General features: G+C 63.4%; 12 protein-coding genes. 10 read left to right on the top strand and 2 right to left on the bottom strand.

Features of this window, described 5'->3' with window-relative positions:
* Positions 1–139: 139 nt before the first annotated feature.
* Positions 140–994, bottom strand: a complete 855-nt coding sequence (locus AC07OV_RS11650) for a LysR substrate-binding domain-containing protein (protein WP_495092280.1) — start codon at positions 992–994, stop codon at positions 140–142.
* A gap of 243 nt (positions 995–1,237) precedes the next feature.
* Between AC07OV_RS11650 and AC07OV_RS11645 the strand changes: the two genes are divergently transcribed.
* From AC07OV_RS11645 to metC, 10 genes are all read left to right on the top strand, one after another.
* Positions 1,238–2,059: a transporter substrate-binding domain-containing protein gene (locus AC07OV_RS11645; RefSeq protein ID WP_495092279.1), complete on the top strand. Its 822-nt coding sequence runs from the start codon at positions 1,238–1,240 to the stop codon at positions 2,057–2,059.
* 2 nt (positions 2,060–2,061) lie between these two features.
* Positions 2,062–2,868, top strand: a complete 807-nt coding sequence (locus tag AC07OV_RS11640) for a transporter substrate-binding domain-containing protein (protein WP_495092278.1) — start codon at positions 2,062–2,064, stop codon at positions 2,866–2,868.
* The gene (locus AC07OV_RS11635) at positions 2,861–4,282 is read left to right on the top strand and encodes an FAD-binding oxidoreductase (RefSeq protein ID WP_495092277.1); all 1,422 of its coding nucleotides are present in this window, start codon (positions 2,861–2,863) and stop codon (positions 4,280–4,282) included. Before AC07OV_RS11640 ends, AC07OV_RS11635 begins: the two co-directional genes overlap by 8 nt.
* A complete protein-coding gene (locus AC07OV_RS11630; protein ID WP_495092276.1) occupies positions 4,279–5,481 on the top strand; it encodes an aminotransferase class I/II-fold pyridoxal phosphate-dependent enzyme in 1,203 nt (400 codons plus the stop codon). The genes AC07OV_RS11635 and AC07OV_RS11630 overlap by 4 nt, the downstream gene beginning before the upstream one ends.
* Positions 5,478–6,203: an amino acid ABC transporter permease gene (locus AC07OV_RS11625; protein ID WP_494999243.1), complete on the top strand. Its 726-nt coding sequence runs from the start codon at positions 5,478–5,480 to the stop codon at positions 6,201–6,203. Before AC07OV_RS11630 ends, AC07OV_RS11625 begins: the two co-directional genes overlap by 4 nt.
* Positions 6,193–6,876, top strand: coding sequence for an amino acid ABC transporter permease (locus AC07OV_RS11620; RefSeq protein WP_494999242.1), 684 nt, complete (start codon positions 6,193–6,195; stop codon positions 6,874–6,876). Before AC07OV_RS11625 ends, AC07OV_RS11620 begins: the two co-directional genes overlap by 11 nt.
* Positions 6,863–7,687, top strand: a complete 825-nt coding sequence (locus AC07OV_RS11615) for an amino acid ABC transporter ATP-binding protein (protein WP_176998123.1) — start codon at positions 6,863–6,865, stop codon at positions 7,685–7,687. Before AC07OV_RS11620 ends, AC07OV_RS11615 begins: the two co-directional genes overlap by 14 nt.
* Before the next feature lie 16 nt (positions 7,688–7,703).
* Complete coding sequence (locus tag AC07OV_RS11610) at positions 7,704–8,300, top strand: cysteine dioxygenase family protein (RefSeq protein ID WP_494999240.1); 597 nt, start codon at positions 7,704–7,706, stop codon at positions 8,298–8,300.
* A gap of 118 nt (positions 8,301–8,418) precedes the next feature.
* Positions 8,419–9,066, top strand: a complete 648-nt coding sequence (locus AC07OV_RS11605) for a glutathione S-transferase family protein (protein WP_495092275.1) — start codon at positions 8,419–8,421, stop codon at positions 9,064–9,066.
* Between the two features lie 27 nt (positions 9,067–9,093).
* The gene (metC, locus tag AC07OV_RS11600; RefSeq protein ID WP_495092274.1) at positions 9,094–11,787 is read left to right on the top strand and encodes a cystathionine beta-lyase; all 2,694 of its coding nucleotides are present in this window, start codon (positions 9,094–9,096) and stop codon (positions 11,785–11,787) included.
* Positions 11,788–11,828: 41 nt separating this feature from the next.
* Here the strand turns inward: metC and AC07OV_RS11595 are convergent, their stop codons facing one another.
* Positions 11,829–12,905, bottom strand: a complete 1,077-nt coding sequence (locus AC07OV_RS11595; RefSeq protein WP_178924525.1) for a nucleoside hydrolase — start codon at positions 12,903–12,905, stop codon at positions 11,829–11,831.
* Positions 12,906–12,932: the final 27 nt, after the last annotated feature.

Here is a 12,932-nt window from a genome sequence, read left to right as displayed (position 1 = left end):
ACCGAGCCTAGGCGAGGTGCCGAGTGTTGGGGCAAGAGCGTTTTGCTTACTTTTGCGCTCTATCAAAAGTGAGCCGCCGTAAGGGCGGAACCTATATCAGCCATCACCCCAATAACGGATATACACCCATCCATCAAAATCACGACAACCCCTGACTCCCCCGAATCAAATCATAAGCCTTGCGCGCAATCGGATTCGCCGTATTCGGCCGAATCCAAAGGTAATACGTGACCTCCGGCAACCGCGGCAACCCATCCGTCTCCCCCAGCACCCGCATATCCGGCCCCAGCATTTCCATACTCCGCGGCGTCACGCCCAACCCCGCCCGAGTCGCCGCTTTAATCCCAATCAAATTCGACGCCAGATACGCCTGGCGCCAAGGAATATTCGCCCGCTCCAACGCCTCCAACGCATACCGCCGATAAATACTCGGCTCATCCACCAGAATCAGCGGCAACGGCTCACTCGGCTGGTGAATGTACTGCGCCGAACAAATCCACCACACCGGCGACGTCCTCAACGCAAACCCCTCAAGGTTCGGATCCGAGCGCGTGGAAATCACCATATCCACCTTGCCCCGGTGCAAGTCATCCATCAAAAACGGACTGCGCCCCACATCAATCTCCAGCCGCAAGCGCGGTGCCGAACGGGCGATATGGCTAAGAATCGGCGGCAAGATCGTGTCGGCAATGTCATGGGGCGAACCAATGCGCAACACCCCACTCAAGCTGCTCTCACGCAACGAATTCAACGCATCGTCATTCAGCGACAGCATCTGCCGCGCATGCCGCAACAGCTGCAAACCCGGTTCGGTCAGCTGTTTCTGCCGGCCGCGCTTTTCAAACAGGCTCACGCCCACCTGCTGCTCCAGGCGCTGCATATGCTGGGTCACGGAGGACTGGGTGCGCGCCAGGTACGTGCCGGCTTCGGCAAAGCTGTGGTGGTCGACCACGGCGATAAAAGTGCGCAGGAGTTCAAGATCGAGGGTCGACATGGCCATTTCCAGAGGCGTTTTTATATCAAGGGCGTGAAGTTAAACATTACAGATTTTAATGTGTTGTTGAAGCGGTTTTTTATGGGGCCCAATAAAACATGGGTTATGCCTGAATGCGAGGTTGCCCATATACGGCAAGTTATAACGATATGAGATATTTGCATTTCCGTTGCCCCCGCACTCTCCCTAGCATGCCCCTCCATCAGGTCGGGGTACGCCGATCATTAGCCTGGGGGAAGTCCAATGATGTTCAAGAAATGGTTGCCGGTGGCCCTCGGCGCGGCAGTGGCCTTGGGGGCAAGTGTGGCGGCGCAGGCCGATGCGACCCTGGACAAGATCGAGCAACGCCATGTGCTGGTGGTCGGCGTGCTGCTGTCCGGCGGCCCGTTCGGCAGCATTGACCCGAGTACCCAGCAACCCAAGGGCTTGAACGTCGACCTGGCCAACGAATTGGGGCGTCAGCTCAAGGCGCAGGTGCAACTGGTGCCGGTACTGCCGGCCAACCGTGTGCAGTTCCTGCAGCAGGGCAAGGTCGATCTGCTGATCGCCAACATGGAGTGGACTGCCGAGCGCGGTGAGATCCTTGGCTTTGTGCCCACGCCGTTTTATCGCATCGGGGGCACCGCTGCTGTGCTCAAGGACAGCAAGATCACCCGCTGGGAAGACCTCAAGGACCAGCCGGTGTGCACGTCCCAAGGCAGCAGCTACGTGAAACCGTTGACCGAATTCGGCGCCCAGATCAAAGCCTTCAAGAGTTCGTCCGAGTCGCTGTTGGCCCTGCGTGGCAACAACTGCGTGGCCGCCGTGCATGACTCCACCCTGATCAACCCGCTGATCAACGACAGCGCGGAATGGAAGGACTACCGCGCCATCAGCCCGGAGCTGAACCCGGCGCCGTCGGTGATCTGGACCCGTCGCGGCGAGAGCGACACCCAGGCCAGGCTCGACCCCATCGTCAAGGAGCTGCACCGCAGCGGCTGGCTGATCGACGCCCAGACCCGTAACCGCATCAGCCCCGCGTCGCCGGCGCTGGTGGAATTGCAAAAACAGTTCAAGGGCGCCTGAGCATGCACGTCAAAACCTTCGCCGCACTCGGCCTGGCCTTGTGCGCCGGCTTCGCCCACGCCGATGCCACCCTCGACAAGATCCAGCAGCGCCACGCCATCAGCGTGGGCGTGATCCTCAGCGGCCCGCCGTTCGGCACCATTGACCCCAAGACCGGCGAACACCTGGGCTACAACGTGGAGTTGGCCAAGGGCATCGGCCAGGCGCTGGGCGTCGAGACCAAGACCGTGTCCGTGCTGGCGCCCAACCGCGTGCAGTTCCTGCAGCAGGGCAAGGTCGACATCCTGATCGCCAACATGCAGTTCACCGAAGAGCGCGCCGAGATCCTCGACTACGTGCCCACGCCCTATGAAGAAGTCGGCGGCGCGGCGTTGATCCGCAAAGGCGCCGGGATCACGCAGTGGGCCGACCTCAAGGACAAACCGGTGTGCGTGTCCCAGGGCAGCAACTTCATCAAACCGCTGCAGGAGACCTACGGCGCGCAGATCAAGGCGTTCCGCAGCCAGTCCGAATCGCTGCTGTCTTTGCGCGGCAACGGGTGCGTGGCGGCGGTGCACGTCAGCCCGACCATGCATGCGTTGCTCAGTGATGCCGAATGGTCCGGTTATGAGATCCCGCTGCCGGGCGACCTGATTCCGTCCAAATCGGTGATCTGGATTCGCAAGGGCGAACACGACACCCAGGCCAAGCTCGATGCCATCGTGCGTGACTGGCACAAGAGCGGTTTCTTGATCGCCCTGGGCGAGCGCACCGGCATGGCGCCGTCCCAGGCCCTGCGTGATCTGCACGAGCACTACAGCCATGAGTGACGCGTTGTTCGCCACCTTGCAACACCTGCTCGGCGCGGCCCATGTGCAAACCTCTGAAGAGGCCGCGCATTACCTCACCGACAAGCAAGGCCGCTACACCGGCCAGGTGATCGCTGCGGTGCACCCGGCCAACACCGAAGAGGTCGCGGCGGTGGTGCGGGCCTGCGTGGCGTTGAAAGCGCCCATCGTGGTGCAGGGCGGCAATACCGGGCTGATGGCCGGCGCCACGCCGGATGCCAGCGGGCGTTCGGTCTTGCTGTTGCTCGACCGCATGAACCGCGTGCGCAACGTCGACACCGACAACGACACCCTCACCGTGGAGGCTGGCTGCATCTTGCAAAACGTCCAGCAGGTGGCCCGTGATGCCGGTCGCCTGTTCCCGCTGAGCCTGGGCGCCGAAGGCAGTTGCACCCTGGGCGGCAACCTTGGCACCAATGCGGGCGGCACCGGCGTGCTGCGCTATGGCAACACCCGCGAGTTGACCCTGGGCCTGGAAGTGGTGACCGCCGAAGGCGAGATCTGGCACGGCCTGCGCGGCTTGCGCAAGGACAACACCGGCTACGACCTGCGTGACCTGTACATCGGCAGCGAAGGCACCCTGGGCATTATCACGGCGGCCACCCTCAAGCTGTTCCCGCTGCCCAAGGCCCAGGCCACGGCATTTCTGGCCTTTGATGAACTGGCCCAGGCCGTGGCGTTCCTGTCCCATGCCCGGGCAGGGTTCGGTGCGAGCCTCACGGCGTTCGAACTGCTTACGGCGGACTGCCTGGCGTTACTGCGCGAGCAATTCCCCGACGGCCCGCAACCGTTCAAAAACGCCGGGCAACCCTGGTTTGCCCTGATTGAACTCTCGGACAACCACGGCGAAAGCCAGGCACGGGAAGCCTTCGAACGGGTGCTGGGCGATGCGTTCGAACACAACCTGCTGAGCGACGCACTGATCGCCGAAAGCCTCGCCCAGAGCGAAGCCCTGTGGCTGTTGCGCGAGAACATGAGCGAGGCGCAGAAGCGCGCCGGGCGCAATATGAAGCACGACATCTCGGTGCCGATTTCCCAGGTGGTGGCGTTCGTCGCGCATACCGACGCGTTGTTGCAGCAACACTTCCCCGGCGTGCGCCACTTCACCTTCGGCCATTTGGGCGACGGCAACCTGCACTACAACGTGGCCCATCCGCTGGATTCGACGGTGGAGGCGCACATGGCCCATTACGCCGAGCTGAGCGCCCTGGTGCACGACAGCGCCCATGCCCACGGCGGTTCGATCAGCGCCGAGCACGGCATCGGCCAGCGCAAGGTCGGTATGCTCAGCCGCTACAAAACCCCGGTGGAGCTGGACCTGATGCGCCGCATCAAGCAGGCCCTCGACCCGCATAACCTGCTCAACCCCGGCAAAGTCCTTGAGGTACAGCCATGACCGTACGCCTGTCCCGGCGCGTGCAGCGGGTGTCGCTGTCGGCCAACGCGGCCGCCAAGTCCCGTGCCACCGAATTGCGTGAAGCCGGGCGCGATATCCTCGACCTCACCACCGGCGAACCGGATTTCGATACGCCGCAGCACATCAAGCAGGCCGCCTATGCGGCCATCGCGGCGGGCGCGACCAAATACACGCCCACGCCGGGCGTCAAAGCGCTACGCCTGGCGGTACAGCGCAAGCTGGCCGAGGAAAACCGCCTGGACTATCCGTTGTCGTCCATCGTGATCGCCAACGGCGCCAAACAGATCATCTTCAATGCGTTTGCCGCCACCCTGGACGACGGCGATGAAGTGCTGGTCCCCACGCCGTACTGGCCGTCGTTCCCTGACAGCGTGCGTTTCAACGGCGGCGAGCCGGTGTTCATCGAATGCGGGCTGGAGCAGGGCTGCAAATTGCTGCCGGACCAGTTGGAACAGCACATCACCGGGCGCACGCGCTGGCTGATCCTCAATGGCCCGGGCAACCCCAGCGGTGCGGTGTACAGCGACGCCGAGTTGCGCGCGTTGGCGGATGTACTGCGTCGCCATCCCCACGTGCTGGTGCTGCTGGATGAGCTGTACGAACACATTCGCTTTGACGGGCGTCCAGCCCAGAGCCTGTTGAACGTGGCGCCGGACCTGCTGCCGCGCAGTTTGCTGGTGGGCGGTGTGTCCAAGACCTACGCTATGACCGGCTGGCGGATCGGCTTCGGCGCCGGGCCCAAACACCTCACCGACGCGATGGCCGTGGTGCAATCCCAATCCACCTCCGGGGCGTCATCGGTGGGGCAGGCGGCGGCGTTGGCGGCCTACAACGGTGGGCTGGATTTTCTCGCGGAGCAGGTCGCGGCCTACCAGTTGCGTCGGGATATTTTGGTCAAAGCCCTGAAAACCGTCGAAGGTCTGGAAGTGCTCGAACCCCAGGGCGGCTTTTTCGTGTTTTTACGCTGCGCCGGGCTGCTGGGGCGCCATCGTCCCGACGGCCTGCGCATCGACAACGATGAGGATGTCGTGGCCTGGTTGCTGGAAGAGGGCGTGGCCGGCGTGGCGGGCAGTGCCTACGGCCTGTCGCCGTGGTTTCGCCTGTCCATTGCCACCGCGACCGACAGTGTGGCCGAAGCCGGGCGGCGCATCGCCGCTGCCTGCGAGAAACTGCAATGATGGAGGCGTTCGTCCACTGGGCTGCAAGCATTGGCCTGAACTACAACTTCCTGCTCGACGCCTACCAGCGCGGCACCCTGGTGCAGGGCGCGTGGACCACCGGCTTGCTGTGTGTGTTCACCATCATCGGCAGCCTGCTGGCGGGCACCGGCCTTGCAGCGATGCTGACCTCGGGCAACCCGTGGCTGGCCAAGCCTGCGCGGGTGTTCATCGAAGTCACGCGCAACACGCCGACCCTGGTGCAGCTGTACTGCGCGTTCCTGGTGTTGAACATGCTGCTGACCCAAGCCGTCGGCGCAGCCAACCCGCTTACGCCGTTCGCCTGGGTGGTCATCGTGATCTCGCTGCACAAAGGCGCGTTCCATGCCGAAGCCTTGCGCGCCGGCATTGAGGCGGTGCCCGCCGTGACCCTGGAAGCCGCCAGCTCCCTGGCCTTCAGCAACCGCCAGTTGTTGTGGAACGTGCAGTTGCCTCTGGCCCTGCGCTTTGCCTTGCCGTCGCTGATCAACAACCTGATCGACCTGGTGAAGATGACCGCCGTGGCCTCGGCGATTGCGGTGGGCGACATCACCTACGCGGCGATCATGATCTGGACCCAGAGTGACAACGTGCTGGAGCTGATGATTCTGATCCTGAGCTTTTTCGGCCTGCTGAGTTTTACCGTCAATTGTGTGGGGCGCTGGCTGGAAGCGCGCCTGAGGATGCCCGGCTATGGCCATTGATTCATTCCCGGTGCTGTCGGCGTTGCTGCAATGGTCGCCGGCACTGGTGGCAGGTTTTGGCCAGAACATCTTGATCAGCGTGGTGGCGATCGGGCTGGGCTCGGTGCTCGGCCTGTTGATCGGCGCGTTGGCCTTGTCTCCGCTGGGCGGTGTTGCGCGGTTGTGGGTGCAAGTGTTTCGCAATGCGCCCTGGCTGGTGCTGATCTATTTCACCACTTACGTGTTCCCGTTCGAGATCCACATTGGCAGCAGCTACGTGTCGTTCCCCGATTGGGTCAAGGTCACCATCGGCCTGGCCTTGCCGGCGAGCGCCAACGTGGCGGAGATCTTTCGCGGCGCCATCGGCTCGATCCCCAGCACCCAGTGGGAGGCTGCGCGTTCACTGGCGTTCACCCGGGGTCAGTTGTTCCGTTCGATCATCCTGCCGCAGTGCTTCAAGCGCATGCTGCCGCCGTGGATGAACCTGTATGCGGTGGTGACCATGGGCACCGCGCTGGCTTCGCTGGTGGGCGTGCATGACGTGATCGACACCGCGCAGATCGCCAGCAACACGGTGAACATGACCGGTTTCACCGTGGTGATCTACCTGAGCCTGCTGGTGCTGTTCTTTGCCTACTGCTACCCGATTTCCCGCCTGACCCAACACCTGGAGCGCCGTTATGCCTTCTATTGAACCCCTGGTGAGCCTGCGGGATGTACACCTGTCGTTCGGCGCCAACCCGGTGCTCAAGGGCATCGACCTGGACGTGCAGCGCGGCCAGGCGGTGTCGATCATCGGCCCGTCGGGCTCGGGCAAGTCCACCATCCTGCGTTGCATCACCGGGCTGTTGCAGCCCCAGCGCGGCAGCATTCGCGTGGGCCAGACCCAGGTCGACACCCTGGCCCAGGAAGCCCAGCGCATCGAGTTGCGCAAGCGCGTGGGCTTTGTGTTCCAGCAGTACAACCTGTTCCCGCACCTGTCGGTGCTGGAAAACCTGGTGATCGCCCCGCGCAAGGTGCTGGGGCGCAGCCGTGCCGATGCCGAGAAAGACGCACGGGCGTTGCTCGCCAAAGTGCGCATGGAGCACAAGGCCGACGCTTACCCGGGCCAGCTCTCCGGCGGCCAGCAACAGCGCGTGGCGATTGCCCGTGCCCTGGCGATGCGCCCGGAGCTGATCCTGTTCGACGAAGTGACCTCCGCCCTGGACCCGGAAACCGTCGGCGAAGTGCTGACCGTCATCCGCGAACTGACTGAAGAGGGCATGACCTGCGTGCTGGTCACCCATGAAATGCGCTTCGCCGAAGAGATCAGCGACGTGGTGTATTTCACCGAAAACGGCGTGATCGTCGAGCATGGCAGCGCGCAACAGATTTTCCAGCACCCGGCCAGCGAACGCACCCAGACGTTCCTGCGCCATGCCCTGGGCGATTCGGGGCGCCGTGGCCCCATCGCCCACGATCCGTACCTGTTGACCAATTTGAGCCGATACAGCCTGTCTGTCTGATAAGAGGAAATGCGTGATGAGTACCGAAAACCGTGCCGACGTGATCGAAGCGTTTTTGCAGCAGATCCGCGTGATCAATCAGCGCGGCGTAGACCGCGCGGCCCTGGTGGAAATCGTCAGTCTGCTGGAAGCCCTGGCCGAACGCCGTGACCTGTTCAACTTCGACGAATTCCCCGCGCCGGTGCCGGGGCAGGGCAGCACTGCCTTCCGCTATCGCCTGAATGACGACGGCGACACGCCGACCCTGTATCTCAACTCGTTGCTGCCGGGCAAAAGTACGATCCCGCACAACCACGAGACCTGGGCGATCATCAGCGCCATCGAAGGTCAGGAGATCAACTACGTCTACGCCCGCAGCGATGAAGGCCGCGAGCCTGGGTTCACCACCCTGAGCCTGGAGAAGGAAGTGATCGTGCAGCCCGGTACGTCGATCTCGTTCCTCGGTGAAGACCTGCACGGCATCAAGGTGGAAGGCGAGCAGGCCACCCTGCATTTCCACTTGTACGGCTTGCCGCTGGAGTCGCTCAACGGCCGTTATGGCGTGGAAGCGGACGGTCGCATCCTCAACTACAACGCCTCGCAGATGGCGCCTTCTATCAAAGCATACGCCTGACACAACACCGTCCAATGTGGGAGCTGGCTTGCCTGCGATAGCGGTGTGTCAGTCACCACCGCCATCGCAGGCAAGCCAGCTCCCACAGGTTTAGCCGTGTTCGTCCAGAGGGGTTTTTATGATTGATCTGTATTACTGGCCCACGGGCAACGGCTTGAAAGTCGGCATCCTGCTGGAAGAGCTTGGGCTCGAGTACCGACTGGTGCCGGTGAACATCCGCGAAGGCCAGCAGAAGCACGCCGACTTCCAGCGCATCAGCGCCAACGGGCGCATCCCGGCGATTGTCGACCATCGCCCGGACACGCCGCTGAGCCTGTTCGAATCCGGCGCGATCCTCAATTACCTGGCTGACAGCGCCGGGCAGTTCCTGCCGCCAGCCGGCACTGCCGAGCGGCAGAAGGTGCAGGAGTGGCTGTTCTGGCAAGTGGGGCACATCACCCCGTACCTGAGCCAGTTGCAGCTGTTCAAGGAGAAGGCGCCGGAGCCGATCCCGTTCGCCCTCGACCTGCTCAATGCCGAAGCCACGCGCTTGTACCGCGTGCTTGAGCAGCGCCTGGGCGAAGTGCCCTATGTGGCCGGCGAGTATTCGGTGGCCGACATGGCGATCTTCCCGTGGATCCAGCCGTTGCGCCAAGGCCAGGACCTGGCGAGCTACCCGCACATCCAGGCCTGGCGTGAGCGCATCAAGGCGCGGCCGGCGGTGCAGCGCGCCTATGCCAAGGGCCGCGACGTGGCGGCGGGCGAGCGTTCGTTGGCGTTGCAGTAACTCATTTCTTACTTTGTTGGGACTTCCATGAGCCAGACCATCACCCCGAGTCAACTGCAGCAATGGCTGTTCGACGGACAGGAAATCGCCGTATTCGACGTGCGCGAACACGGGCAGTACGGCGAAGCCCATCTGTTCCACGGGGTGAACCTGCCCTATAGCCGTCTGGAGCTGGAAGTGCGTCGTTTGGCGCCGAACCCCCAGGTGCGCCTGGTGATTTACGACCAGGACCAGGGCGAAGTGGCCACGCGTACCGCGCAGCGCCTGTACGCCCTGGGCTACGGCCGGGTGCATGTGCTGGAGGGTGGCGCAGACGGGTGGCAGGCGGCGGGTTTGCAGCTGTTTGCGGGCGTGCATGTGCCGTCCAAGGCGTTTGGCGAGTTGGTGGAGGAGGCCAGCCACACGCCCCACGTCACCGCGCGGCAACTGGCCGAGTGGCAGGCCCGTTGCGAGCCGTTGGTGGTGCTGGACGGTCGGCCGTTCGATGAATACCGCAAGATGACCATCCCGGGCTCCATCTGCTGCCCGAACGGTGAGTTGGGCTACCGCGTGCATGACCTGGTGCCGGATGACAGCACGCCAATCGTGGTCAACTGTGCCGGGCGTACGCGCAGCATCATTGGCGCGCAGACGCTGATCAATCTGGGCGTGAAGAACCCTATTTACGCACTGGAAAACGGCACCCAGGGCTGGTACCTGGAAGATTTCCAGCTGGAGCACGGCAGCACGCGACGCTATGCCGACGCGGTCAGCGGCGATCTGGATGCACAGCGCCAGGCCGCGCAGCAGTTGGCGCAACGGGCTGGGGTGCTGAGTGTGGCGGCGGAGCAGGTGCGGCAATGGGCCGAGGACACCGGGCGCAGCCTGTTCCTGTGCGATGTGCGCACTGCCGAGGAGTTTGCCGCAGGTACCTTGCCCGGCGCGCAACACACGCCGGGCGGGCAGTTGATCCAGTCCACCGATCTGTACATCGGCGTGCGCCAGGCCCGGGTGGTGCTGGTGGACAGCGATGGTATCCGTGCGCCGATCGTGGCCAGTTGGCTGCGTCAGTTGGGGCATGAGGCCTACGTGTTGAGCGGTGGGGTCGACAGTGGCCTGGCATTGCCGGTGCAGGCGCCGGTGGCTTATGAGCCTTTGCCGCTGATCAGCGCGCAAGGCTTTGAGTTGAGTGAAGTCAACTTGATCGACCTGCGCCCGAGCATGGTGTACCGCAAGGGGCATATTCCGGGTTCGCGCTGGTCGATCCGCTCACTACTCAACGCCGACCAGCGCCCTTTGGTGCTGGTGTCTGATGACCCGGCATTGGCGGCGTTTGCTGCACAAGGCTTGGACGCAAAACTGCTCGACGGTGGTTTTGCCGCCTGGGCCGCCGCCGGCCTGCCAGTGAGTGAAGACCCGCAGAACCCGCCGGACGCGCAGTGCATCGACTTCCTGTTTTTCACCCACGACCGCCACAGCGGCAACAAGGACGCCGCGCGCCAGTACCTGGCCTGGGAAATCGGCTTGCTAGCGCAGATGAGCCCGGCAGAAATCGCCAGCCTCAAGCCGCTGGTGCCGACGTCGCGTGTGCGTACCCGGTTGATCCACGCCGCCCGTACGGAAAAAGGCCAGGGTGGACGAGCGGTCAACGTGCCGGTCACGCGTATCAGCACGGTGCTGTTCGACAACCTCGCCCAGATGCGAGATGCCCGCGCCCGACGCGACAGCGAGCGTGTGCTGACTTACGGCGCTCGGGGCAACCCCACCTCCCATGCGCTGGAAGACCTGGTGACCGAGCTGGAGGGCGGCTATCGCACGCGTCTCTATGGCACCGGCCTGGCGGCGGCCGCCCAGGTATTCCTGGCGTATCTGCGCCCGGGCGATCATGTGTTGATCACCGACGCGGTGTACTCCCCGGTGCGCAAGCTGGCCCGGGAGTTCCTGCAGCCGTTTGGCATTGAAGTCAGTTACTTCGCGCCGGACGGCAAGGGGCTCGAAGCGCAATTGCAAGCCAACACAAGGCTGGTCTACGCCGAAGTGCCCGGCTCGTTGTTGTATGAATTGTGCGACTTGCCGGCGATTGCAGCCTTGTGCAAGCCACGCAATATCCTGCTGGCCGTCGACAACACCTGGGGTTCGGGCTACCTGTATCGCCCGCTGGCGCTGGGGGCGGACATCTCGATCATGGCCCTCACCAAATACCTCGGCGGCCACAGCGACGTGATGATGGGCAGCGTGTGCACCAGCGCAGCGGCTTGGCCGGCGTTGGGCCGCATGAGTGACACCTTTGGCAACGCGGTGAGTGCCGACGATGCTTACCTGGTGTTGCGAGGGGCGCGCACCCTGGCATCACGTTTGGACGTGCATGAGCGCGGCGCAGTGGAGATCGCCCAGTGGTTGCAGGCGCAACCGCAGGTCAAGCGGGTGTTCCATCCGGCGTTGCCGGAGCATCCGGGGCATGCGTTGTGGCGACGGGATTTCACCGGCAGCAACGGGTTGTTGTCGTTTGAGCTGGCCAATGCAGACGCGGCGTACGTCGAGCGGTTGATCGACGGCTTGCAGCTGTTCGGGTTGGGCGCATCGTGGGGCGGCTATGAAAGCCTGGTCACCGTGGCCGATACCAACGACCGCGACAGTGCAGCCGATCGCGGGCTGAACCCGGTGGTGCGCCTGCACATCGGCCTGGAGGACGTGGCGGCGTTGATCGAGGATTTGCAGCGCGGGTTAACGGCGGCAGGCTGAAAGAAGATCGCTCCCACGCCCGGTGGGAGCGATCACTCCGATCAGTGTTTGACCGGCGTTGGCAGCGTCACGAGGTTGACGTAGCCATCCCAGAATTGCTTCTGGTCCACGCCGAACACCACTTTGGCTTTTTGCGTGCCCACCGGCGCGCCTTTCTTGTAGCCCAGTGCGCGGCCGTAGTCGGCGCCGAAGGTGGCGTCCACGTCCACCCACAGGTCGCGGGATTCGGTGACGATCTGCGGGTTGACCAGATACAGCGCGGGCAAGCTGTCCCAGGTGAAGCTGTGGTAGCCCGGGTCTTTATCGAACAGTGGCCCGAACTCGTGTTTGTACAGGTCGGCAATTGCGCCTTTCTTGGCGATCACGCGCTGGTACACCGCCTTGTCGAAGGTGACTTTCTCGCACACGTCGTTAGGGAAAATCACGTGTTCGATCGGCGAACGCAACACGATCTTCGCGGCCTCCGGGTCGAACCACCAGTTGAACTCCGCCGCTGGCGTGGTGTTGCCCGGGATCTCCAGCGCGCCGCCCATGTACACAATGCGTTTGATCAGCGGCACGATGTCCGGCGCCGAACGAATGGCCAGGGCGATGTTGGTCAGCGGGCCGACCGCCAGGATCGTCACCTGGTGCGGGTTGGCCCGCACGCTCTGCACGATGAATTGCGCGGCGGTTTCACTGCGCAGTTGGGTGTGGGTGGCCAGGCCGTCCGGTGGCGCGATCAACTGTGACGGTGAGGTCGGGCGGGGGTTCTTGAACGCCCCCGGCCAACCCGCGCCGAACAGGGTTTTTTCTGCCTCGTAGGTGGCGTAGTCATGCAGCAGCGGGTAGGCGGCGCCGGAATAGACGCCCACCTCTTTTTCCACGCCCATGCGTTCCACGGCCTTGAGGGCGTCAACCTGCTCCTGGTCGACCCAAGCGTTGCCGCTGACCAGGGTCATGCCCAGCAACTCGATGCGTTTTTGCGCATGCAACTGGGCGAGCATGATGAAGGCCTGGCCGTCATCGTTGAGCACGTTGAAGTCGGTGTCGAAGATGACTTTTTCAGCGGCTTGCGCGGTACCGGCACATAAACCGACCGCAACGAGCAGCGCACAGCGTTTCAGGAAGCCTTGCATGGTGATTCATCCGAAAAATTATTGTTG

This window comes from Pseudomonas sp. GW821-FHT09A09, from assembly GCF_059418405.1.
This window is presented reverse-complemented; position numbering and strand designations above follow the sequence as displayed.